Origin of the sequence: uncultured Sphingomonas sp. (genome assembly GCF_937871615.1) — a bacterium.
Taxonomy (GTDB): Bacteria; Pseudomonadota; Alphaproteobacteria; order Sphingomonadales; family Sphingomonadaceae; genus Sphingomonas.
The window spans coordinates 62,421-82,472 of sequence record NZ_CALMPA010000046.1 but is presented as its reverse complement, the minus strand read 5'-3'; the positions used below and the strand labels follow the sequence as shown (position 1 = coordinate 82,472).

General features: G+C 65.7%; 23 protein-coding genes and 1 tRNA gene. 19 read left to right on the top strand and 5 right to left on the bottom strand.

Annotated elements, in window-relative coordinates; genetic code table 11:
* Positions 1 to 63 precede the first annotated feature (63 nt).
* A complete protein-coding gene (locus Q0316_RS13280; protein WP_298673284.1) occupies positions 64 to 552 on the bottom strand; it encodes an SspB family protein in 489 nt (162 codons plus the stop codon).
* Positions 553 to 636: 84 nt separating this feature from the next.
* On the opposite strand from Q0316_RS13280, the gene hisB reads away from it, so the two are divergent.
* The 5 genes from hisB to hisF are packed head-to-tail and all read left to right on the top strand — an operon-like array spanning position 637 to position 3,641.
* Positions 637 to 1,224 (top strand): imidazoleglycerol-phosphate dehydratase HisB, encoded by a 588-nt coding sequence (gene hisB / locus Q0316_RS13275; RefSeq protein WP_298673281.1) that lies wholly within the window; start codon positions 637 to 639, stop codon positions 1,222 to 1,224.
* Positions 1,221 to 1,541: a YciI family protein gene (locus Q0316_RS13270; protein WP_298673278.1), complete on the top strand. Its 321-nt coding sequence runs from the start codon at positions 1,221 to 1,223 to the stop codon at positions 1,539 to 1,541. The genes hisB and Q0316_RS13270 overlap by 4 nt, the downstream gene beginning before the upstream one ends.
* Positions 1,538 to 2,143 carry an imidazole glycerol phosphate synthase subunit HisH gene (gene hisH / locus Q0316_RS13265; protein WP_298673275.1) on the top strand — a complete coding sequence of 202 codons (606 nt, stop codon included), beginning with the start codon at positions 1,538 to 1,540 and terminating at the stop codon, positions 2,141 to 2,143. Before Q0316_RS13270 ends, hisH begins: the two co-directional genes overlap by 4 nt.
* Positions 2,140 to 2,874 carry a 1-(5-phosphoribosyl)-5-[(5-phosphoribosylamino)methylideneamino]imidazole-4-carboxamide isomerase gene (hisA, locus tag Q0316_RS13260; RefSeq protein WP_298673272.1) on the top strand — a complete coding sequence of 245 codons (735 nt, stop codon included), beginning with the start codon at positions 2,140 to 2,142 and terminating at the stop codon, positions 2,872 to 2,874. The genes hisH and hisA overlap by 4 nt, the downstream gene beginning before the upstream one ends.
* A complete protein-coding gene (gene hisF, locus Q0316_RS13255; RefSeq protein WP_298673269.1) occupies positions 2,874 to 3,641 on the top strand; it encodes an imidazole glycerol phosphate synthase subunit HisF in 768 nt (255 codons plus the stop codon). The genes hisA and hisF overlap by 1 nt, the downstream gene beginning before the upstream one ends.
* 185 nt (positions 3,642 to 3,826) lie before the next feature.
* Here hisF and Q0316_RS13250 read toward each other — a convergent pair whose 3' ends face one another.
* Both Q0316_RS13250 and mutL read right to left on the bottom strand, forming a co-directional pair.
* Entirely contained in the window at positions 3,827 to 4,282 is a 456-nt protein-coding gene (locus Q0316_RS13250; RefSeq protein WP_298673266.1) for a hypothetical protein, read from the bottom strand.
* A gap of 184 nt (positions 4,283 to 4,466) precedes the next feature.
* Complete coding sequence (gene mutL / locus Q0316_RS13245; protein ID WP_298673264.1) at positions 4,467 to 6,239, bottom strand: DNA mismatch repair endonuclease MutL; 1,773 nt, start codon at positions 6,237 to 6,239, stop codon at positions 4,467 to 4,469.
* Between the two features lie 152 nt (positions 6,240 to 6,391).
* Between mutL and Q0316_RS13240 the strand changes: the two genes are divergently transcribed.
* The 7 genes from Q0316_RS13240 (at position 6,392) to Q0316_RS13210 (ending at position 13,924) form a co-directional block, all read left to right on the top strand.
* The gene (locus tag Q0316_RS13240) at positions 6,392 to 7,432 is read left to right on the top strand and encodes a rod shape-determining protein (RefSeq protein ID WP_298673261.1); all 1,041 of its coding nucleotides are present in this window, start codon (positions 6,392 to 6,394) and stop codon (positions 7,430 to 7,432) included.
* A gap of 32 nt (positions 7,433 to 7,464) precedes the next feature.
* Positions 7,465 to 8,349, top strand: coding sequence for a rod shape-determining protein MreC (mreC, locus tag Q0316_RS13235; protein WP_298673258.1), 885 nt, complete (start codon positions 7,465 to 7,467; stop codon positions 8,347 to 8,349).
* Positions 8,346 to 8,858 carry a rod shape-determining protein MreD gene (locus Q0316_RS13230; RefSeq protein WP_298673256.1) on the top strand — a complete coding sequence of 171 codons (513 nt, stop codon included), beginning with the start codon at positions 8,346 to 8,348 and terminating at the stop codon, positions 8,856 to 8,858. The genes mreC and Q0316_RS13230 overlap by 4 nt, the downstream gene beginning before the upstream one ends.
* Complete coding sequence (gene mrdA / locus Q0316_RS13225; RefSeq protein WP_298673254.1) at positions 8,855 to 10,954, top strand: penicillin-binding protein 2; 2,100 nt, start codon at positions 8,855 to 8,857, stop codon at positions 10,952 to 10,954. Before Q0316_RS13230 ends, mrdA begins: the two co-directional genes overlap by 4 nt.
* Positions 10,951 to 12,063 carry a rod shape-determining protein RodA gene (gene rodA / locus Q0316_RS13220; RefSeq protein ID WP_298673251.1) on the top strand — a complete coding sequence of 371 codons (1,113 nt, stop codon included), beginning with the start codon at positions 10,951 to 10,953 and terminating at the stop codon, positions 12,061 to 12,063. The genes mrdA and rodA overlap by 4 nt, the downstream gene beginning before the upstream one ends.
* Positions 12,064 to 12,152: 89 nt before the next feature.
* Positions 12,153 to 12,228: transfer RNA gene (locus Q0316_RS13215), tRNA-Lys, on the top strand.
* Between the two features lie 472 nt (positions 12,229 to 12,700).
* On the top strand, positions 12,701 to 13,924 hold the full coding sequence (locus Q0316_RS13210; RefSeq protein ID WP_298673249.1) for an NAD(P)/FAD-dependent oxidoreductase: 1,224 nt from the start codon (positions 12,701 to 12,703) through the stop codon (positions 13,922 to 13,924).
* 401 nt (positions 13,925 to 14,325) lie between these two features.
* On the opposite strand, the gene Q0316_RS13205 is transcribed toward Q0316_RS13210, so the two are convergent.
* Both Q0316_RS13205 and Q0316_RS13200 read right to left on the bottom strand, forming a co-directional pair.
* Positions 14,326 to 14,592, bottom strand: a complete 267-nt coding sequence (locus tag Q0316_RS13205) for an AlpA family transcriptional regulator (RefSeq protein WP_298673247.1) — start codon at positions 14,590 to 14,592, stop codon at positions 14,326 to 14,328.
* The gene (locus Q0316_RS13200) at positions 14,585 to 14,992 is read right to left on the bottom strand and encodes a transcriptional regulator (protein ID WP_298673244.1); all 408 of its coding nucleotides are present in this window, start codon (positions 14,990 to 14,992) and stop codon (positions 14,585 to 14,587) included. The genes Q0316_RS13205 and Q0316_RS13200 overlap by 8 nt, the downstream gene beginning before the upstream one ends.
* 430 nt (positions 14,993 to 15,422) lie before the next feature.
* Here Q0316_RS13200 and Q0316_RS13195 point away from each other — a divergent pair, with 430 nt between their 5' ends.
* The 7 genes from Q0316_RS13195 (at position 15,423) to Q0316_RS13165 (ending at position 20,045) form a co-directional block, all read left to right on the top strand.
* On the top strand, positions 15,423 to 15,698 hold the full coding sequence (locus Q0316_RS13195; protein ID WP_298673241.1) for a hypothetical protein: 276 nt from the start codon (positions 15,423 to 15,425) through the stop codon (positions 15,696 to 15,698).
* A complete protein-coding gene (locus Q0316_RS13190; RefSeq protein ID WP_298673238.1) occupies positions 15,685 to 16,452 on the top strand; it encodes a DsbC family protein in 768 nt (255 codons plus the stop codon). The genes Q0316_RS13195 and Q0316_RS13190 overlap by 14 nt, the downstream gene beginning before the upstream one ends.
* A gap of 196 nt (positions 16,453 to 16,648) precedes the next feature.
* Positions 16,649 to 16,963: a hypothetical protein gene (locus tag Q0316_RS13185; RefSeq protein WP_298673235.1), complete on the top strand. Its 315-nt coding sequence runs from the start codon at positions 16,649 to 16,651 to the stop codon at positions 16,961 to 16,963.
* Positions 16,964 to 17,100: 137 nt separating this feature from the next.
* Positions 17,101 to 17,367, top strand: a complete 267-nt coding sequence (locus tag Q0316_RS13180; RefSeq protein WP_298673233.1) for a type IV conjugative transfer system protein TraL — start codon at positions 17,101 to 17,103, stop codon at positions 17,365 to 17,367.
* A gap of 8 nt (positions 17,368 to 17,375) precedes the next feature.
* On the top strand, positions 17,376 to 18,008 hold the full coding sequence (locus Q0316_RS13175) for a TraE/TraK family type IV conjugative transfer system protein (RefSeq protein WP_298673230.1): 633 nt from the start codon (positions 17,376 to 17,378) through the stop codon (positions 18,006 to 18,008).
* Positions 17,992 to 18,753 (top strand): type-F conjugative transfer system secretin TraK, encoded by a 762-nt coding sequence (locus Q0316_RS13170; RefSeq protein WP_298673227.1) that lies wholly within the window; start codon positions 17,992 to 17,994, stop codon positions 18,751 to 18,753. The genes Q0316_RS13175 and Q0316_RS13170 overlap by 17 nt, the downstream gene beginning before the upstream one ends.
* The gene (locus Q0316_RS13165) at positions 18,750 to 20,045 is read left to right on the top strand and encodes a TraB/VirB10 family protein (protein ID WP_298673224.1); all 1,296 of its coding nucleotides are present in this window, start codon (positions 18,750 to 18,752) and stop codon (positions 20,043 to 20,045) included. Before Q0316_RS13170 ends, Q0316_RS13165 begins: the two co-directional genes overlap by 4 nt.
* Positions 20,046 to 20,052 lie beyond the last annotated feature (7 nt).

Genomic DNA, 20,052 nt, shown 5'->3' with positions numbered 1-20,052 from the left:
CCTGCCGCCGGGCGCGTCGCTTCACGAGCGCCGTGCAACAGGGTTGCACGGCTCGCTTCCGGCTCATTTCTTCCGTTTGAAATCCACGGCGACGACGTTCGATCCATCTTCGATCGGCGCGGCGCCCGGCCCGTCGTTTTCGGCCGGATCATGCCCGCCGGGGCCATCCTCCGGGCCTTCCTGCGCCTGGAAGCGCAGCTCGAAATTGACCGCGGGATCGTGGAATCCAGTGATCGCCGAATAGGGAATCACCAGCTTCGACGGCACCTGATTGAAGCTCAGGCCAATCGAGAATCGGCGATCGTCCACCGTCAGATCCCAGAAGCGATTCTGCATCACGATCGTCATCTCGTCCGGGAAACGCTCGACGAGGCGCTTGGGGATATCGACCTCGGGCGCCTGGGTCTTGAACGTGATGTAAAAATGGTGCTCGCCGGGCAGATTGCCGCCGTTCTCCGCGACCGAGCGGAGCACGCGGCCCACCACGGCGCGCAGGGCTTCCTGCACGATTTCGTCATAAGGTATCAGGCTGTCAGGCGCATTGTCGTCCATAGAAGGCTATGGGTAGCGCGGTCGCGGGCGTGGTCAAGCAAAGCTTTCCTTCCCAAATGCGGCGCGCGCGTTATGGAGCGCATCATGCGCACCGCGACGATCACACGCGCCACCAGCGAAACGGATATCGCCGTCACCGTCAATCTCGACGGGACCGGGCTTTATGACGTGGAAACCGGGATCGGCTTCTTCGATCACATGCTTGAGCAGCTTGCCCGGCATTCGCTGATCGACCTCAACGTCCGCACCAAAGGCGATCTGCATATAGATCAGCACCATACGGTGGAGGATACCGCGATCGCGATCGGCCAGGCGGTGGCGCAGGCGCTTGGCGACAAGCGCGGCATCCGCCGCTACGGCGACGCGCTATCCCCGATGGACGAGACGCTGACGCGCGTGGCGCTCGATATCTCGGGCCGGCCGTGGCTCGTCTGGAACACCGAATTCACCCAGAAGCGACTCGGCGAGATGGATACCGAGCTATTCAAGCACTGGTTCCACTCCTTCGCCCAAGCCGCTGGAATCACGCTGCATATCGAAACCCTGCACGGCGAGAACAACCATCATATCGCCGAAAGCGCCTTCAAGGGCCTGGCCCGCGCGCTGCGGCTGGCGCTGGAGATCGACCCGCGCAAGGCCGATGCGATTCCATCGACCAAAGGCACGTTGTGACCGCGCTGAGCGAGTTCCACGTCGACGGGCACCTTTGCGTCGTCCTGCTCGATTATGTCGGCTCGCTGGACAAGGTGGACGCGCATGTCGAGGCGCATCGCGCGTTCCTTGAGCGCGGCCTTAAGGAGGGCGTGTTCCTCGTCGCCGGGCGGCGCGAGCCGCGCACCGGCAGCGTGATCCTGTGCCGGGGCATCGCCGAGGATATCGAGGCGCTGGCACAGACCGATCCGCTGGTGACCGCGGGGCTCGCCACCGCCGAGGTGGTGGAGTTCAAGGCGGCGCTGGCGGTGTCCGCGATCGCAAGGCTCGCGCAATGACGCTCGCGCTGGTCGATATCCAATCGGGCAATCTGCGCTCGGTGGAGAACGCACTTCGCGCAGCGGGCGCGGGCAATGTCACCATCACCGCCGATCCCGATGTGATCGCGCGCGCCGATCGCATCGTGCTGCCCGGCGTCGGCGCGTTCGGCGCGTGCGCGGCGAACCTGCGCGCGGTGGACGGGCTGGAACAGGCGCTCGCCGCGCGCGTGCTTGCGCAGGGCGCACCGTTCCTCGGCATCTGCGTGGGGATGCAATTGATGGCGGATAGCGGCGAGGAAATGGGCAGCCACGCCGGGCTCGGCTGGATCGCCGGGCGCGTCCGCCTGCTGAGGCCAGCCGATCCGGCGGCGAAGGTGCCGCATATGGGGTGGAACGACGTGGTTCCCCTCGTCCCGCATCCGCTGCTGGCGGCGGGCGAGGCCTATTTCCTGCACAGCTATGCGTTCGAGGGCGAGCATGTTCTCGCCCGCACCGATCATGCCGGCCCCGTCACCGCCGCGATCGGGCGGGACAATCTGCTCGGCGTGCAATTCCATCCCGAAAAGAGCCAGCGTTACGGCCTTGCGCTGCTCGAACATTTCCTTGCGTGGCGCCCATGACCCTTATCGTTTTCCCCGCGATCGACCTCAAACAGGGGCAGGTCGTGCGCCTCGCCGAGGGCGATATGGATCGCGCCACCATCTATGGCGACGATCCCGCCGCGCAGGCGATGCTGTTCGCGCAAGCGGGCGCCGGGCATCTCCATGTCGTCGATCTCGACGGCGCCTTCGCGGGCCAGTCGGTCAACGGCGAGGCGGTGCGCGCGATCGTTGAGCGTTTCCCCGGCCACGTCCAGCTCGGCGGCGGCATCCGCACGCCAGCGGCAGTGGAGGGCTGGTTCGATCTCGGCGTTTCGCGCGTGGTGATCGGCACCGCGGCGCTCGAAAACCCGCAATTCGTGCGCGACATGGCCGCCGCCTTCCCCGGCGGGATCGTCGTGGCGGTCGATGCGCGCGACGGCATGGTCGCGACCAAGGGCTGGGCCGAGGTCTCCACCGTCAGCGTCACCGATATGGCGCGCCGTTTCGAGGATGCGGGCGTCGCCGCGCTGCTGTTCACCGATGTCGGGCGCGACGGGCTGCTCAAGGGCTGCAACGTCGAGGCGACGGTTGACCTTGCCCGCGCGGTGGCGATCCCCGTGATCGCCAGCGGCGGGGTGAAGGGCATCGGCGATATCCATATCCTCGCGCTCCACACGCGTGACGGGGTGGAAGGCGTCATCACGGGCCGCGCGCTCTATGACGGCAGGCTCGATCTCGCCGCCGCGCTGGCGGTGGCGAAGGCCGCCTGATGACGGTTCGCGCGCGCGTCATCCCCTGCCTCGATGTCGCCAACGGGCGCGTGGTGAAGGGTGTCAATTTCGTCGATCTGAAGGATGCTGGCGATCCGGTGGAGCAGGCGCGCGCCTATGACGCAGCCGGCGCGGACGAATTGTGCTTCCTCGATATCACCGCCAGCCACGAGGGCCGCGACACCATTCTCGACGTGGTGCGGCGGACGGCGGCGGAATGCTTCATGCCGCTCACCGTCGGCGGTGGCGTGCGGACGGCGGACGATGCGCGCGCATTGCTGCTCGCCGGCGCGGACAAGGTGGCGGTGAACTCCGCCGCCGTCGCGCGGCCGGAGGTGGTGTCAGACATCGCCGGGCGTTTCGGGAGCCAGTGCTGCGTGGCGAGCGTCGATGCGCGGCGCAGCGGCGATCGCTGGGAAGTATTCACCCACGGCGGGCGCCGCGCGACCGGGATCGACGCGGTGGAGCACGCGCTGCACCTCGCCGAACTGGGCGCGGGCGAATTGCTCATCACCTCGATGGACCGCGATGGCACCCGCGACGGCTATGATCTCGCGCTGATCCGCACGATCGCGGATGCTACCAGCGTGCCGATTGTGGCATCGGGCGGCGTCGGCAGCCTCGCCGATCTCGTCGCGGGAGTGACGCAAGGCCATGCCTCCGCCGTGCTCGCCGCGTCGATCTTCCACTTCGGGGAGGCTACGATCGCGGAGGCCCACGCCGCGCTGGCCGCAGCCGGCGTGCCGGTGCGGGGCCGTGCGGGGTAGCCCCGCGACGCCATAGTCCGAGCGTCATGTGAACGGCGGGGATTGGGTGGAGTGCGGTCACGCTGCATCTGGAGCGCCACCGCAGGAAGTAGACTTCAGGTGCGACCTTTTCCATCGGCCAAGTCGTTGGTTTTGCGACGGGTCAGCCAGCGCCGCGCATAGGAACCCTTTTGCAATGCCTCCCGCTAGACGCAGTCACCCCATGCAGGTGTCCCGGGACGCGCTACCGCCTTACGAACCGCTTCTCGTATTGCGTCAGCGCCTTGCGAATGGAGATGATCGTAAATTTGCGTTTTGTCCGGCGTGCAAAGCTCTGCGGCGCTTTGCCCCACCCCGCCCTGTTGGGCTTTGAACTTCGCAATGCCGGTGGCGTCGATACGACCGTTTACCAAAACATACTGGTCCATGACCGCTACGCTCTGATCTAACGCGGTCTGAAAGGCGGGGTCATTTTTGCCGGGACAATGCTTACCGACCTCCGACGCCACGGACGTTAGTGCCCAAAGGCATAGAACACCATCGCCCGGCTTAGGCTCTGGTTGTTCTGAACGCGCGGAACCGCTGAACGCGACACCGGCGGTCGTCACGAAGGTCAAAGCGATGGCAGCGATGGCAGCGACTGAGTATCCGGTCATCTTCATTGGCTGATGATCGCAGAGCAACGATTGTCGTGCAATGATCCGCGAGGAGTGAAGCCTACAGTGATCCTTACCAAGTTTCTGACTGACGTTGCGAAAGGGCCGACTTTCGCGAAACCGGGAATGCCCGTTATCCGGACTAATTAAGGACGCTCCTAAACGACCGTGATTGCGGCGAAACCCGGCCTCACTTCCGCCCGAACAGCTTTTCGATATCGCCATGCGCGAGCTTCACCCATGTCGGGCGCCCATGATTGCACTGGCCGGAATGCGGCGTGACCTCCATTTCGCGGAGCAGCGCGTTCATCTCTGCCACCGAGAGCACGCGCCCGGCGCGGACCGAGCCATGGCACGCCATCGTCCCCGCCACCGCGTCTAATCGCTCGCGCAAGGATAAAGCCTCATCGAACGCCGCCAGTTCATCGGCGAGATCGGTGACCAGCCCCGCCGGATCGCCGCTGCCCAACAGCGCCGGGGTCGCGCGTACCAGGATCGCGCGCGGGCCGAAGCGTTCGAGATCGAGCCCGAGTTCGGACAGTTCCGCCGCGCGCACCTCCAGCCGGTCGCACGCGGATTCGTCCAGCTCGACCACTTCGGGGATCAGCAGCGCCTGCGACGCTACCCGCCCATCGGCGAGCGCGCGGCGCATCCGTTCGAGCACCAGCCGTTCGTGCGCGGCGTGCTGATCTACGATGACCAGCCCGTCTTCGGCTTCCGCGACGATATAGGTCTTGGCGACCTGCCCGCGCGCCACGCCAAGCGGGTGATCGGCGCGCTCCGGCGGCGGCGCCCATGCCGCTTCCGCGCGCGCTTGCGGCGGGGGCGCGAAGAAGCTCGGGCGGCGATCGGCGACCACCCCGCCCGATGCTTGCGGCGCGGCTTGCCAGATCGTCTGCTGCTGCTCGGGCGGCGGCGCGGCGATCGGCTCGCTGCGCCACATCGCCAGCGCGTCATCCGCCGGGCGATGCGCCACGCGGTGCCCCGCCCCGTCCAGCGCGCGGCGGATGCCGCTCACGATCATTCCCCGGATCATCGCCGGATCGCGGAACCGCACCTCCGTTTTCGCGGGATGGACGTTCACATCGACCTGATCGGGCGGCACCTCCAGGAACAGCGCGACCACCGCGTGCCGGTCTCGCGGCATCATCTCGGCATAGGCGCCGCGAATCGCGCCGATCAGCAGGCGATCCTTCACGGGCCGTCCATTGACGAACAGATATTGATGATCGGCGATGCCGCGATGAAAGGTCGGCAGCCCCGCGACACCGCCCAGCACCACGCCTTCGCGCTCCAGATCGACCGCGACCGAATTCTCGGCGAGCGCGCGATCGGTGAGCAGCGCGACACGCGCGGGCCGGTCCTCCGCCTGCAACGCGGCGAGCGCGCGCCGCCCGTCATGCTCCACGGTGAAGGCGATATCGGGCCGCGCCATCGCCAGCCGGCGCATCACATCGAGGCAGGCGGCATATTCGCCGCGGGTCGCGCGCAGGAACTTGCGCCGTGCCGGCACGCGCGCGAACAATCCGTCGACCACGATCCGCGTGCCGGGCGGCAGCGCCGCCGGGCCTTCGCGCACCAGCACGCCATTGTCGATCGTCCGCGCCCAGCCGTCAGCCCCGCGCGGTCGGCTCTCCAGCGTCACCCGCGCGACGCTGGCGATGGAAGGGAGCGCCTCGCCACGAAAGCCGAGCGTGGATACCGCGTCGATATCGTCGTCGGGCAGCTTGGAGGTCGCGTGGCGCTCGCACGCCAGCGCCATTTCCTCAGGCGACATACCGCAGCCGTCATCGGAAACCTCGATCCGCTCGACCCCGCCGGCGGCGAGCAGCACCGCGATGCGCGTCGCGCCCGCGTCGATCGCGTTCTCGACCAGTTCCTTCAACGCGCTGGCTGGTCTTTCCACCACTTCACCGGCGGCGATGCGGTTCACGAGGTGCTCGGGCAAACGTCTTATTGACACGTCCCCTCCCCTAGCCCAAGCGGCGCCATCCCGCGACCGTCAAGACGCTGATAAATTCGTGCAGAATGCGCCTTGCGGCAGCAAGCGCGGGATGGTTGGCGTATTGTACTGCGCATCTGGCGTGGCGACTCGGGGACGGAAACTAGCGCATCATGGCATTTTCGCGATTTTTCAAGTTCATGTCGCACGACATGGCGATCGACCTGGGCACGGCGAACACGGTTGTCTATCTGCGCGGTCGCGGCATCGTGCTCAACGAGCCGTCGGTCGTCGCGGTCGAAACCATCAACGGCATCAAGAAGGTGAAGGCGGTCGGCAACGACGCCAAGCTGATGATGGGCAAGACGCCGGGCAATATCGAAGCGATCCGCCCGTTGCGGGACGGCGTGATCGCCGACATTGATGTCGCCGAGCAGATGATAAAGAGCTTCATCTACAAGGTGCATGGGCAACGCCGTTTCATGCGCTGGCCGGAAATCGTGATCTGCGTCCCCTCGGGTTCGACCAAGGTGGAGCGCCGCGCGATCCGGGATGCCGCGTCGAACGCGGGCGCGAGCCAGGTGTGGCTGATCGAGGAGCCGATGGCCGCCGCGATCGGCGCCGACATGCCGGTGACCGAGCCGATCGGCAGCATGATCGTCGATATCGGCGGCGGTACGACCGAAGTGGCGGTGCTGTCGCTGCGCGGCCTTGCCTATACCACCAGCGTCCGCGTCGGCGGGGACAAGATGGACGAGGCGATCGTCAGCTACGTCCGCCGCAACCACAATCTGCTGATCGGCGAAGCCACGGCGGAGCGGATCAAGCAGGAAGTGGGCATCGCCAAGCCGCCGGCTGACGGCATCGGGGCGACGATCCACATCAAGGGCCGCGATCTCGTCAACGGCGTGCCGAAGGAAATCCAGATCAACCAGGGCCAGATCGCCGAGGCGTTGAGCGAGCCGGTCGCCACGATCGTCGAGGGCGTGCGCGTCGCGCTCGAAAATACCGCGCCGGAACTGGCCGCCGATATCGTCGATCAGGGCATCGTGCTGACCGGCGGCGGCGCGCTGCTTCAGGGGCTGGACGAGGTGCTGCGCGACGAAACCGGGCTGCCCGTTACGGTGGCGGAAGATCCGCTGACCTGCGTGGCGCTGGGCACCGGCCGCGCGCTGGAAGACACGATGTACCGTGGCGTATTGACAAGCGGTTGAGCGGGGAAATCATTCTCGAAAAGGCATAGGCGATGGCGCCGTCACGGGATCGGCGCCCGGGTTTCTCGAGGCGGGCGCAATATTCGCTATTCCTGACCTATATCCTTGCCATCGCGGGCGCGGTGGTGGGCGCGGTGTTGCTCGCCTTGTCATCATTCAATCCCACCGCCTTCGCCGCATTGCGCGCGGCGGTGCGCGAGGTGACCATGCCGGTATCCTCGGGGCTGTCGGCGGCGTTCGGCACGGTCGCCGGGGCGCCCGATGCGATCGCCAGCTATTTCCGCGTGCACGGCGAGAATGAGGAATTGCGCGCCGAGTTGAAGCGCCGCCAGGCCGCGATCCTCCAGGCGCAGATCGTGGTGCAGGACAACCGCCGCCTGCGCGGGCTGCTGAAGCTGCGCGACGGCACGCCCGGCACGGTCGTCACCGCGCGTATCGTCAGTTCGAGCGCATCGAGCACGCGGCGCTTCGGCATCCTCAACGCCGGAAGCTGGCAGGGCGTGCGCGAGGGGCAGCCGGTGCGCGGGCCGGACGGGCTGCTGGGCCGCATCGTCGAAACCGGGCCGAACACCGCGCGCGTGCTGCTGCTCACCGATCCCACCAGCATCGTGCCGGTGCGCCGCATCGGTGACGGGATGCCCGCGCTCGCCGCCGGGCGCGGCGACGGCATGATAGATATCCGCTCGGTCGACACCGCCGACGCCAGATTGCGGCCCGGCGACCGCTTCGTCACCTCTGGCACCGGCGGCATCTATATGCCGGGCGTCCTCGTCGCGCGCGTCGTCCGCGCGGGGAGCGACACCGCGCCCGCGCAGCCCTATGCCCGGCCAGACACATTCGATTTCGCGCTGGTGAGCGAGGCGTTCGTTCCCCCGCCTCCGCCGCCGCGCCCGATCCCCGCCAAGGGCAAGAAATGAGCATCGCGCCCCGCAAACCGTTCGAGCCGGTGCTGCCCGCCGGTCGCGCGCGCGCGATTCCGTGGATCACGGTGATGGCGGGTTCGCTCGTCACCGTCGCCCCGTTCGGCGCGACGCTGGGGTTGCTGCCCCCGTGCGGGCTGCTGATGTTGCTCGCATGGCGGCTGCTCGCGCCGCTTTCGCTCAGGCGCTGGGCGGTGCCGTTGCTCGGATCGTTCGACGATCTGCTGAGCGGCCAGCCGCTGGGCAGCGCCATCGTGCTGTGGACGCTCGCTTTCTTTCTGATAGATTTGTTCGATCAGCGCACGATGTTTCGCGATTTCTGGCATGACTGGATGATCGCCGCCGCCGCGATCATTTTGTGTCTGATCGGGGGCCGGCTCGTCGCATCCCCGCTTACCGCGCACGTCGATGCCGTGCTATTGCTCCAGATCATCGTGTCGATCCTCGCCTTCCCCCTCGCCGCGCGAATCGTCGCCTGGATTGATCGCAAGCGGGCGAGCGAATGAGCCGCCCGCCCCGGATCGCAACCGAGGCGCAGCAAGGCTACACCTTCTCGCGCCGCGCCTGGCTGCTTGGCTCCGCTCAGATCGGGGTCGGCGCGCTGCTCGTCGGCCGGATGGGCTGGCTCGCGATCGCGGAGAACGAACGCTACAGCACGCTTTCCGAAAGCAATCGCGTCAACAACACGATGATCCCGCCGCGCCGTGGCTGGATCGTCGATCGCGGCGGCCATCCGATCGCCGACAACCGCACCGATTTCCGCGTCGATATCATCCCCGATCGCGTCGAGGATCTCGAACACACGCTGGCGCTGCTGCAAAAGCTGCTCGATCTCACGCCGGCTGATCTGCTGCGCGTGCGCGCGGACATCAAGAAGGCCGCCGGTTTCCAGCCGGTGCAGGTGATCGACGGCATTTCGTGGGAGCGGTTCGCCGCGGTGCAGGTGCGCCAGCCGGAATTGCCGGGCGTGGCGCCGACACGCGGCTTCGCGCGCAATTATCCGGCGGGCGCGGCGGTCGCGCATCTCACCGGCTATGTCGGCACCGCCACCGCCGAACAGTTCAAGAAAACGCGTGAGCAATTGCTCGTCACGCCCGGCTTCAAGCTGGGCAAGGACGGGCTGGAAAAGACGCTGGAAAAGGAATTGCGCGGCTCCCCCGGCGCGAAGCGCGTGGAGGTCACGGCGCGCGGCAAGCTGGTCGCCGAGCTTGCCACCCGGCCCGATATCCCCGGCAAGACGCAGAAGCTGACGATCGACGCCGGATTGCAGGAATATGCCGCGCGGCGGCTGGGCACCAATTCCGGCTCCGCGGTGGTGTTCGATTGCCACACCGGTGAAATGCTGGCGATGGCATCCATGCCGGCATATGATCCCAACAGCTTTTCCGCCGGGATCAGCCATCTCGAATGGGAGATGCTGAGCGCCAACGATCACGTGCCGCTGATGAACAAGGCCACGCAGGGGCTCTATCCGCCGGGATCGACCGTCAAGCCGATGAACGGCCTCGCGCTGCTCGAAGCCGGCGTCAGCCCGCACGAACGCGTGGTATGCACCGGGGCGCTCAGGGTCGGCAGCGGCGTGTTTCACTGCCACAAGCGCGGCGGCCACGGCGCGCTCGATCTCGGCGGCGCGATCGCGGCGAGTTGCGACATCTATTTCTACGAAATGGTCCGGCGGCTTGGTTATGATAATGTCGCCCCGATCGCGCGGATGCTCGGGATGGGCGAGAAATTCGATCTGCCGCTCACCACCCAGCGTTACGGCACCGTGCCGGATAGCGCGTGGAAGCTCCGGAAATACAAGAGCCGCTGGACGGTGGCGGATTCGCTCAACGCCTCGATCGGGCAAGGCTATGTGCTGGTGAATCCGCTGCAACTCGCGGTGATGTCCGCGCGGATCGCTTCCGGGCGGATGCTGCAACCAAGCCTGCTGGCGGATCATGTGTCGCGCAATCCCGCCGCCTTGCCGGTGAAGCCGGAAAATCTCCAGATCGTGCGCGAGGGGATGTGGCGCGTGGTGAACGGCGGGGGCACCGGCGGCGCGGCGCGGATGCTGGTGCCCGGCATCCAACTCGCCGCCAAGACGGGCACCGCGCAAGTGCGCCGCATCACCATGGCCGAACGGCGAAGCGGGGTGCTGAAGAACGCGCAGCTCCCGTTCAAGCTCAGGGATCACGCGCTGTTCGTGTGCTTCGCGCCGATCGAAAACCCGCGCTATGCCGCCGCGATCGTGCTGGAACACAACGGCCATACGGTGCGCAATCTCGATACGCCGATGATCGGGCGCGATATCATGACCTATCTGTTCGATCGCGATCGCGCGATGAAATCGCTGGCGGAGGTCGAGCCGACATGGGGCGGTGATATCCGCACCCGGATGGCCGCGGAATCCGCCGCCTATCGCGCTGCCGCCAACGCGCACCCGAGCGAGGAGGGGATGGCCACCGAAACGGACGCCCCCGCCCCCACCGATGCCCCCGCCGTCGAAGCGGTCACCAGCGCCAGCAACGCCAGCGCCGATGCCACGCCCGGCGATATCGCCAATACCGGCGGCGTGGCGGGCACCACCGGCTCGCCCGAGCCTGGCCCGCAAGAGCGATGATGCTCGATTCGATCATTCCCGCGCCGCTCGCGCGGCTGCCGTGGCGCATCCTGCTGCTGGTGGCCGCGATCGGCTCTTTCGGGCTGGTCGTGCTGTTTTCCGCCGCCGGGGGCAGCCTGCGCCCCTGGGCGCTGCCGCAGGGCATACGATTCTTCGTCTTCCTTGCCGCCGCCGTTGGTGTCAGCGCGGTGCGCGAGAATATCTGGCGCCGCGCCGCCTTCCCTGCCTATCTCGGGCTGGTCGTGCTGCTGTTCGCGGTGGAATTGCTCGGCGCGGTGCGCGGGGGCAGCCAGCGCTGGCTCGATCTCGGCTTCATCCGCCTGCAACCGTCGGAGCTGATGAAGCCCGCGATCGTCCTTGCCTGCGCCCGCTTCTACGAAATGCTTCCCCCCTCGGAAACGCGGCGCTTCGGCGCGATCTGGCCGCCGTGCGTGCTGATCGGGATTCCGGGCGCGCTGGTGATGCTGCAACCTGATCTGGGCACCGCGCTGATGATCTGCGCGGGCGGCGTAACCGTGATGTTCCTCGCGGGCATTCCGCTGCGCCTGTTCGTCGGCGGCGCGCTGGCGCTGGCGATCGCGGCTCCCCTCGCCTTCAACTTCGCGCTCCATGATTATCAGCGCAATCGCGTGCTGATCTTCCTCGATCCCGAAAGCGATCCGCTGCGCACCGGCTATCACATCACCCAGTCGAAGATCGCGATCGGCTCGGGCGGGATGTTCGGCAAGGGCTTCCTCAACGGCACACAAAGCCACCTGGATTATCTCCCCGAGGGGCAGACGGACTTCGTCTTCGCCACGATGGCGGAGGAATGGGGCCTCGCCGGCGGGATCTTCATTATCGCAGCTTATCTGTTCGTTATCCGCTGGGGCGTGAATGTCGGTGTGCGCGCCAAATCGCGCTTCGCGAAGCTCACCGCCGCCGGGCTGTCGACAACGATCTTCTTCTACGTCGCGATCAATCTGATGATGGTGATGGGCCTGGCCCCGGTCGTCGGAATCCCGCTGCCGCTGGTCAGTTTCGGCGGCTCCGCGCAGATGACGGTGCTGCTGTGTCTCGGGATCCTGATGTCGATTGATCGCGAAAGTCGGAGAAAAACCGGCTGGTGAGCAAAAAAAGGTTTGCACATTCCGCCACGCCTGCTAACCGCGCGCTTCCCGATCGGAACGCGGCTCCTGAGCCGCTCCGCCGCCGGAATGGACGCATAGCTCAGTTGGTAGAGCAGCTGACTCTTAATCAGCGGGTCCTTGGTTCGAGCCCAAGTGCGTCCACCAAAATCTTCAATAAAATCAATGACTTAGTGCGCACGGCCCTTGGTGGCGAACGCCGTATTTGGCGTTGCATGCAACAAAACGTGCAACAAATTCGAGGTGATGCGGGGCTCCGCCAAGTTTCCAATTTTTCATCGGTGCTTTCTCCCATTGCATCCCCAAAGCGCCGAATCGGCGAGTCCGATAAGTGGGTTTTCGAAGAATTACGCTTTTAGGCTCAGCCTATCCTTGCGCTGAGTTGCCAAGGAAGCTGCCCAATCAGGATAACGATGCGGCCGTAGCCGCTCGCGATCCGCTCTCGGGCGGTCTGCTGCCTAGCGCCTCCCAATACTGGCCGATCGAGCGCGGCGTCACAGCCCTGCTTCTCTCTCCAGCAATAAGATTCGGGAACGCAGCCTGCCCGGAGGCATTGAGGAGCCCGATCCTGGCCGCGTTTCGCATTTGTCCGGGCGAAGTTTCCCGCTAGCAGCAAGGCATGGGGCCACTCGACATCGCCATTGCTGGTTGCGGACCCGGAGGGTTGGCCGCCGCTCTGCTATTGAAGCGTGACGGGCATCGTGTGACGGTGTTCGAACGGTTCGAGACGCCGCGCCCGATCGGATCTGGCCTCATGCTTCAGCCGACCGGCCTTGCCGTGCTCGATCGGTTGGGGTTGGCCGACCTCGCATTGCAAAAGGGTGCCCGGATCGATCGCCTGGTCGGCCAGGCTGGGATGGCCGGCCCGGTCGTGCTGGATGTGCGCTATGCCGCCCTGGGGCGCCCGGCTGCCTTCGGCATCGGCATCCATCGGGCGAGTCTGTTCGCGCTGCTCCATGATGCGGTGACGGCGGCCGGCGTGCCGATCGCTACGGGCAGGACGGTGGCGAGCAGCGTCCTTGACGGGGTGAAGCGCCACCTGCATTTCGCCGATGGCGGCGTTGCGGGGCCTTTCGATCTGGTTGTGGACGCGCTGGGAACGCGCACGCCGCTCGCGCCACCCACCGGCCGTTCGCTGGCCTATGGCGCGATATGGGCCAGCCTCGATTGGCCCGATGGGGCGAGCTTCGACGGTGCCGCGCTCGAGCAGCGTTATCGACGGGCGAGCACGATGGTCGGCGTTCTTCCGATCGGCACGCCTTCGAACGCGAGTCGCCCGCAAGTCGCGTTCTTTTGGTCGCTGCGCGCCGATCGCCTGGCTGCATGGCGCACCGCCGGACTGGATGCCTGGAAGGGCGAGGTTCTCTTGCTTTGGCCCGCCTGCGCGCCGCTGCTCGATCAGATCGTCGATCCCGATCAGCTCACCTTTGCCCATTACGCCCATCGGACGCTGTGCAATCCGGCCGAACCCGCGCTCATCCACATCGGCGACGCCTGGCATTCGGCAAGCCCGCAATTGGGGCAAGGCGCCAATATGGCGCTGCTCGACGCCTGGTCGCTGACCAAGGGGCTGCGCGAAGGTGCGAGCGTCGGGGCGGGATTGGAACGCGCGGTCGCCGGGCGGCGGCGGCACGTGCATCTCTATCAGCGGCTCACCGCGTTGTTCACGCCGGTCTATCAGTCCGACAGCCGCCTGTTGCCCTTTGTCCGCGACCGGCTGGTGGGGCCGATGTCGAAGCTGTGGCCGGCGACCTGGATACAGGCGGCGATGGTCAGCGGGCTGATCGGCAATCCCTTGCATCCGCTCGGTCTCGACGCGCCAGATCTGACGCTGTTGCCGTAGCTACGTTAGACTTCCCGCAGGCGCTATCTGCCCGGACGTCCGCCATTTTCGGATACTTATAGGTCGTGGGATGGCCGCGTCCCTGCCTTGTCGGCCAGGTGACTCGCCGGCCTAACAATTCTCTGGTTCGGATTTTGGTCAGTAACGAGAATCTTGGGCGTTGCGAATTGGGCCGCGAAAAGGGGTAGGAGTATGAGGCTCGCATATTCGGGCGGTGCCGGCCCCTAAGACAAGCCCGATTTCAACCGCCTGCATATATATGTCAGCTATGGCTGGACTACCTCCGGGCGACATCCGAGAACGAGAAATGTGGCCTGCTTTACGAGGCTGGTACGCACCTATAGTATTATCTGCCCTCCGGAGCAGAGGGCGAGGAGGTGATCCAGCAATTGTGGAAACGCCTATCGTTCACCTCTCCTTCTCGCGAGATCGGCTTCTCGATCGGCAATCCGTTGCGAAAACCACGCGTCCACCTCGGATGCGATCCACCGGTTTGTTCCGGCGCCAAGTTTGATCGGCGCAGGGAAGCGTCCCTGTTTTATCAACCTCGATATGTGCTGCCGAGTGAACGGTATCCCGCGCGCCGCCAGGTCAGTATACGCCAGAAAGCGCTCATCCGTTGACCCGCGTTCCCGAGAGCCGGCGCGTCCGCCAAGATCGTCAGGCATTGCTCTCTGCCCACCAATGCGGGGTCAATTCGCTCGTAAGCGACTTGATCGACCCGGATGCGATCAGGTCCACACATTCGCGTTCAAGATGTCCGGTGTCCGCATGCAATATATGTCGCGGCACCGGCATCCCTGACGCCACGAACAGGATCGCCAGCGAGATGTGCGCTGTCGGAAGCCGGAGGAGCATTGCAGCGTGCAAATGGTCGTCGAGTCTGGAAGCGGGGTTGCCGGCTTCGATCTCACGCATCCAGCGCCCGCTAATATTCAGCGCGCGGGCGAACTCATCCTGGGTGATATGCCTGCGGCGGCGCTCATCCCGGATCATTTCACCCGACACCTTTTTGATGAAGCGTAATCCTGAAAGGTCGGCAGGAGCTAGGCGGTCAAGGCGTGACATACGGTTGTCCCCCTGGAGAACAGTTTCGCCACTATCGCCCGGCTGATTATAGTGATGCCAAGTACTGGATCACAAGTCGAGACGCCGCCAAATTAGTCAGTAAATACCAAATAGATATGACACCCTTATATTTATCATATTCGCACGGAATCGGCAGCAGATCTATCTAAACGTCGCGTTGCTCGCGACAGACGTGCATGGATGTCATTTTACTGCGAAAGACGCCGCAAATAGCGGCACTCCAACAAAATTGACCACTTTCTGACGTTATTGCGCGATACCGGAAGTTAACTTCCTACTCGCGTTGCGCACTGACTCTTTTGCTTTCATGCAGAGGGGGTATCCGGCGCGGCGGTTCGAATCGTACCGTCCGCTCCTGACACCACCATCATGAAGTCCGGCGTCTCGGCGTCGGAACAGGGAGCTTTGCATGAACAAGCTGATTCCCGACGCGATCGCGCTCGCCCTGGCGACAGGGGCCATCGCGGCTCCCTCCCAGGCCCGTGTCCAGCCCGTCGCGCCGGCGCAACCCGATCCGCGTCACGTCATAGAAACTCCAGACGGCTTCGTCATCATGAACCGGCGCATCGAGGAGATGATGAACCGGCCGGCGCCGGACCTGATCCGCCTTGGCGCAAACCTCCATCTCGATGCGGCGCTCATCGGCGACTGCTGCGACAAGGGGCACGTCGATGCGCGCCGGTAAGCACGTTCTTGCCGCCGCGGCGCTTGCGATGGTCACCGGTTCCGCCTCGGCGCAGAACACCACCGACCCGGTCCTGGATCAGGCGGTGCAGGATGCGCAGCAGCAGCTCCTCCAGACCTTCACCAACCTCCATTTCGAGGACTTCGGGCCATCGCCCGTCAAGGGACCTGTCTATCAGGCGACCGCGGGCGGCCGGATCATATACTATGCGCCGGAAAGCGAGCACCTCCTGTTCGCGGCCGTCTATGATCGCAATGGCCTGAACCTCACCGCTCTCGCGCAGGATGCCGCAGCGCGCCGGAAAGTGGACGGGCTCGACACGAGCAAGGCGCTGATTATTGGCCCCGCCAACGCGCCCAGCGTGATCGAGTTCACGGATCCAGACTGCCCATTCTGCCGCGCGCTCGACCGGTTCTGGGCCGCGAAAGCTGCCGAAGGAAAGCAGGTCCGGCGCCTGATCTTTTTCGTCAGCGGCATCCACCCCGAAGCTGCCGCCAAGGCGGAGCACATCCTCTGCTCGCCGGATAAAGCCGCGGCCTTCAAGGCGATCTACGCCGGGGCCGCGCCGCAACACCTGCTGACCTGTCCCGAAGGCGCCGCCAGGGTTCACAGCAACGCCGAGGCTGTCGCTCGCATGGGTGTCTCGGGCACACCGACGATCATCGCGGACGGAAAGCTGATCTCCGGATTTCAGCAAGCGGAGCTCGAAGCCTTCCTCTCAAGCAGCAAGGCGAAGGCCGATGGCCCGCGCTGAGCATCCCATCCCCCCATTCATGGCGGCCGCTGGCGCGCGCTCGAGCCTGCGAGAAGCGGGTCATGGCGCGCCGCGGACCGGAATGCCGGCGGCCATGGCCCCCACGGGCCGTCCAGCCATGCCGTCGGCCGACAGCGATCACGGTCGATGCCGGCAGGCAAGTTCGCGGACGGCCCAATATGCATGGAGCAAGACTATGTTGAAGAAGCTCGGCAGCCGGATCGTCCCGGTCGCCAGTGTCGGCCTCCCTTTGGCCGTTCTCGCGCTCGCCAGTGGGAGCGCGCACGCCTTCACCGCCCCTGCGACCGGCGATCTTGGCTACGATATCTACGACATCGTGGTGAACAAGGGCGTCAAGGGGCCGCTCGGGTTCGTCGGTGGTGTCGCCGCGTTCCTGTTCGGCGTGTCGCGGCTGTTCTCGAACGTGATGGTCGGCATCCCCACGATCGTGGCGGCGGTCTGCCTGATCAAGTCGGATACCATCCTCCAGACCTTCGGCATGGTGATCTGAAGCCATCGCTCCGGCGAGGCCGACGACGAGGCACCGCCGGAACGCACCCAGGTCCGGGCGCACAGGTGCCCGGCACCCCCGTCCCGTTCAAGTCAACCAGCTTCGCGGGACGGTCTTGAAGCAAGAGGAGAAGGCTCGTGGACGAGCGATTGCCCCAATATTTGCATAAGCCCGTGCAGATCCTGTGGTTTGCATCGGACGAGTTCGTGCTGGTGGTCACGACGATCTTCGTCGCCATCATTCTCGGCGGGATGCTCGGTTGGGCGCTGGTCGCGGGCCTTCTCCTTTTCGTGCCCTGGCTGCGTACAAAGCCACGCGGCTTCATTCCGCACCTGGCCTGGCGCTGGGGTCTCGTCTCATTCCGCCATTATCCGGGTCCGACGCAGACCCGGTTCTACGAATGATACCGGTCATGTTCCGCCGCCGGTCCCGCCCGCCCGCCGATCCGCTGCTGGGAAAACCCGCCAGCTTCGGGATTCATCGATACCTCCAGGGATCGAGCAATCTCTTCGAGGAAAATCGCCTTCTGAAGATCGCGATCGTCGGCCTGTTCGGCGTGACGACGGTGCTCGGCACGGTGATGTATACCTCGAACCAGAACCAGCGCACGGTTGTTGTGCCGTTCGGCGCGAGCGGTGACCTCTATGTCACCGGCAACAAGCCGTCCGAAGTCTATCTCCGCGCGATCACCTTCAACATCGTGTCGCTGGCCGGGACCTATTCCGCCTATTCCGCCGATCGTCAGTTCGAGGAATTGCTGCGGATCGCGCATCCCAGCGCCTATAATGCGATGCGGGACGGCCTGAACAAGCTGCTCGACGAGCTGGCCGGCAATCCGACCCTGTCCATCGCGAGCTATATCCGCCCCGACCAGCCCGTCACCTGGACCGACCGCGAGATCGTCGCCCCGATCGAGAAGATCCGCGTGATCGGCGGCGTGGTCCGCAAGTTCCGCGGCAACCTGCACATTCGCTACGCGATCGAGCACGGCCGCTTCTGGCTCACCGCCCTCACCGAGGAGAATTTCGATGCAGACCCCCGCTAGGCGGCTGCTGGTGACGCTGGCGCTCACCGCGACGCCATTGCCGGCGATGGCGCAGAGCATCACCGCCCTTCCCGACCAGACCAGCACTATCCGGCTCTCGAACCGCGACATCAACCATGTCGTGTGCGTCGGCGGCGAGATCGACGACGTGAAATTCTCGACCGAGAAGGGCATCGCCGTCGAGCGCGCCGGGTCAGATGCCTGGATCAAGTTCCTGGTGAAGGAGACCGACGACGCGGGCGCCGTCACCCGCTCGTTCGTCACGGTCCCCTCGGAGTTCTTCGTCTCGTGCAACGGCGCGGTCTATTCGCTTTACGCCGAGCCGTCGGACATTCCCGCGCAAACGGTCACGCTCCAGCCGGGCGGCGCGCAGCGCGCCCGCGCGAACGAAGACCTGCTCGGACCGCTGGTGGAGGAGGAGCGCGCGGTCTCCGTCACGCTCTCGATGCTCCAGGACCGGATTCCCGCGAGCTTCACGCCGGTAGCACCGGCGGCCGGCAAGCTCGCCCTCCCCGCCTTGCCGGGCGCCAGCATCGAGGAACGTCGCCGCGTTGAAATCGAGGGCGCGGGCCTGTCGGCCTCCGAATATCTGGTGACGGTCGGCGCCGACGCGACGCTCGACGAGCGAACCTTCCTCGTCGCGAGCCTCGGCGCGAACATCTTCGCGGTCACGCTCGACCGGAGCGTGCTCAAAGCCGGCGAGACCGCACGCCTTGTCGTCGTTCGCAGGGGGGCGGTCCAATGAACGACGCCGACGAACCCATCCGGACGAATAGCGATGCGAAGCCGGGCAGCTATCGCGCCCATCTCGCGGCGCAGGCCAAGGCAGACGCCGAAGACACACTCAATGGCCGTGGTCCGGCGCTGCTCGACTGGCGCGCCCGTTGGGCCATGCTCACGGCGCGGCAGCAACTGCGGCTGAAACAAGCGGGTGTCGTGAGCGTCGTCGGGCTCCTTGGTGCCGGCCTGTATGTTGCCAGCGGCGACAAGGCCGAGAAACCGGCAGCCACCCCGGCCTCGAAACTGGAAATGGGTGCAGGCCTGCGCGGCGACAGCCTGGAGGTGAAGCTGCGCGGCGACCTCAAGAAGATCCTCGACGGCCAGACATTGCTCGGCGACCGGGTGACGGCGATCGAGGAGGGCAAGATCGTTCCCGGCGGGGCGAAGGCCGACGGCACCGACCTGCCGCCCGCGCTTCCCGGCAGCGTCCCCACCTTCCCGGACCCACCCGCCACAGGCGACGCCGCCGCCAAGGTGCCCGAGCCGCCCGCCATCCCCTCCGCGCCGCCCGCGCCCCCTGCACCCCCGGTCGAAAAGACGGTGGGCGCTATCGGTGCGGCAACCGGCGCGACGGCGACCGGCGACAAGCCGGGCAGCACCAAAAAAAAGAATCGCACGATTTATTTGCCGCCTGGTTTCATGAAGGCCCGGCTGCTGACGGGGATCGACGCGCTCGCGAGCCGCGACGCGACCTCGAACCCGGAGCCGTTGATCGCCCGCGTACAGGCCCCGGCCTTGCTCCCCAATGACGTGAAGGCGAACCTCGCCGGCTGCTTCGTCATCGGCAACGCCACCGGGAGCCTGGCGAAAGAGCGGGTCGAGGTCCAGCTCGTGTCGCTGTCGTGCGTGGATTTCGACGAGCGCTCGGTGGTCGACCAGCCGATCAAGGGCTTCTTCGTTGACGTCGACGGGAAGAAGGGTCTGAGCGGCAAGGTGGTCACGCGCGCGGGCGCGGCCCTCGCCCGCTCCTTCATCGCCGGCACGATCAGCGGCATCGCGCAGACGGTCGAGACGACCACAGGTGAGGTGTCGACCTCGGCGCTGGGATCGGTCCGAACGCTCGACGCGGGCGACGCCGCCAAGGCCGGCATCGCCGGCGGCCTCTCGCGCTCGTCGGAGAAGCTCACCGATTTCTATTTGGATCTTGCCCGTCAAGCGGGGCCGATCGTCGAGGTCGGCGCCGCGAAGGATGTCGTCGTGGTGATCCAGGAGGGCGTGACCCTCGAAATCAAGCCGACCGCCGGAGTGAAATTCTGATGCGCCC

Bases quoted from the DNA above. Each gene is read 5' to 3' on its own strand.
- Q0316_RS13280 (WP_298673284.1), bottom strand. From the start codon at position 552: ATGGACGACAATGCGCCTGACAGCCTGATACCTTATGACGAAATCGTG.
- Q0316_RS13210 (WP_298673249.1), top strand. From the start codon at position 12,701: ATGGGGCCACTCGACATCGCCATTGCTGGTTGCGGACCCGGAGGGTTG.
- Q0316_RS13185 (WP_298673235.1), top strand. From the start codon at position 16,649: ATGTTGAAGAAGCTCGGCAGCCGGATCGTCCCGGTCGCCAGTGTCGGC.
- Q0316_RS13165 (WP_298673224.1), top strand. From the start codon at position 18,750: ATGAACGACGCCGACGAACCCATCCGGACGAATAGCGATGCGAAGCCG.
- hisA (WP_298673272.1), top strand. From the start codon at position 2,140: ATGACCCTTATCGTTTTCCCCGCGATCGACCTCAAACAGGGGCAGGTC.
- Q0316_RS13230 (WP_298673256.1), top strand. From the start codon at position 8,346: ATGAGCATCGCGCCCCGCAAACCGTTCGAGCCGGTGCTGCCCGCCGGT.
- mreC (WP_298673258.1), top strand. From the start codon at position 7,465: ATGGCGCCGTCACGGGATCGGCGCCCGGGTTTCTCGAGGCGGGCGCAA.
- Q0316_RS13175 (WP_298673230.1), top strand. From the start codon at position 17,376: ATGTTCCGCCGCCGGTCCCGCCCGCCCGCCGATCCGCTGCTGGGAAAA.
- Q0316_RS13170 (WP_298673227.1), top strand. From the start codon at position 17,992: ATGCAGACCCCCGCTAGGCGGCTGCTGGTGACGCTGGCGCTCACCGCG.
- hisH (WP_298673275.1), top strand. From the start codon at position 1,538: ATGACGCTCGCGCTGGTCGATATCCAATCGGGCAATCTGCGCTCGGTG.
- hisB (WP_298673281.1), top strand. From the start codon at position 637: ATGCGCACCGCGACGATCACACGCGCCACCAGCGAAACGGATATCGCC.
- Q0316_RS13190 (WP_298673238.1), top strand. From the start codon at position 15,685: ATGCGCGCCGGTAAGCACGTTCTTGCCGCCGCGGCGCTTGCGATGGTC.
- hisF (WP_298673269.1), top strand. From the start codon at position 2,874: ATGACGGTTCGCGCGCGCGTCATCCCCTGCCTCGATGTCGCCAACGGG.
- rodA (WP_298673251.1), top strand. From the start codon at position 10,951: ATGATGCTCGATTCGATCATTCCCGCGCCGCTCGCGCGGCTGCCGTGG.
- Q0316_RS13200 (WP_298673244.1), bottom strand. From the start codon at position 14,992: ATGTCACGCCTTGACCGCCTAGCTCCTGCCGACCTTTCAGGATTACGC.
- Q0316_RS13250 (WP_298673266.1), bottom strand. From the start codon at position 4,282: ATGAAGATGACCGGATACTCAGTCGCTGCCATCGCTGCCATCGCTTTG.
- Q0316_RS13195 (WP_298673241.1), top strand. From the start codon at position 15,423: ATGAACAAGCTGATTCCCGACGCGATCGCGCTCGCCCTGGCGACAGGG.
- Q0316_RS13205 (WP_298673247.1), bottom strand. From the start codon at position 14,592: ATGCCTGACGATCTTGGCGGACGCGCCGGCTCTCGGGAACGCGGGTCA.
- mrdA (WP_298673254.1), top strand. From the start codon at position 8,855: ATGAGCCGCCCGCCCCGGATCGCAACCGAGGCGCAGCAAGGCTACACC.
- Q0316_RS13240 (WP_298673261.1), top strand. From the start codon at position 6,392: ATGGCATTTTCGCGATTTTTCAAGTTCATGTCGCACGACATGGCGATC.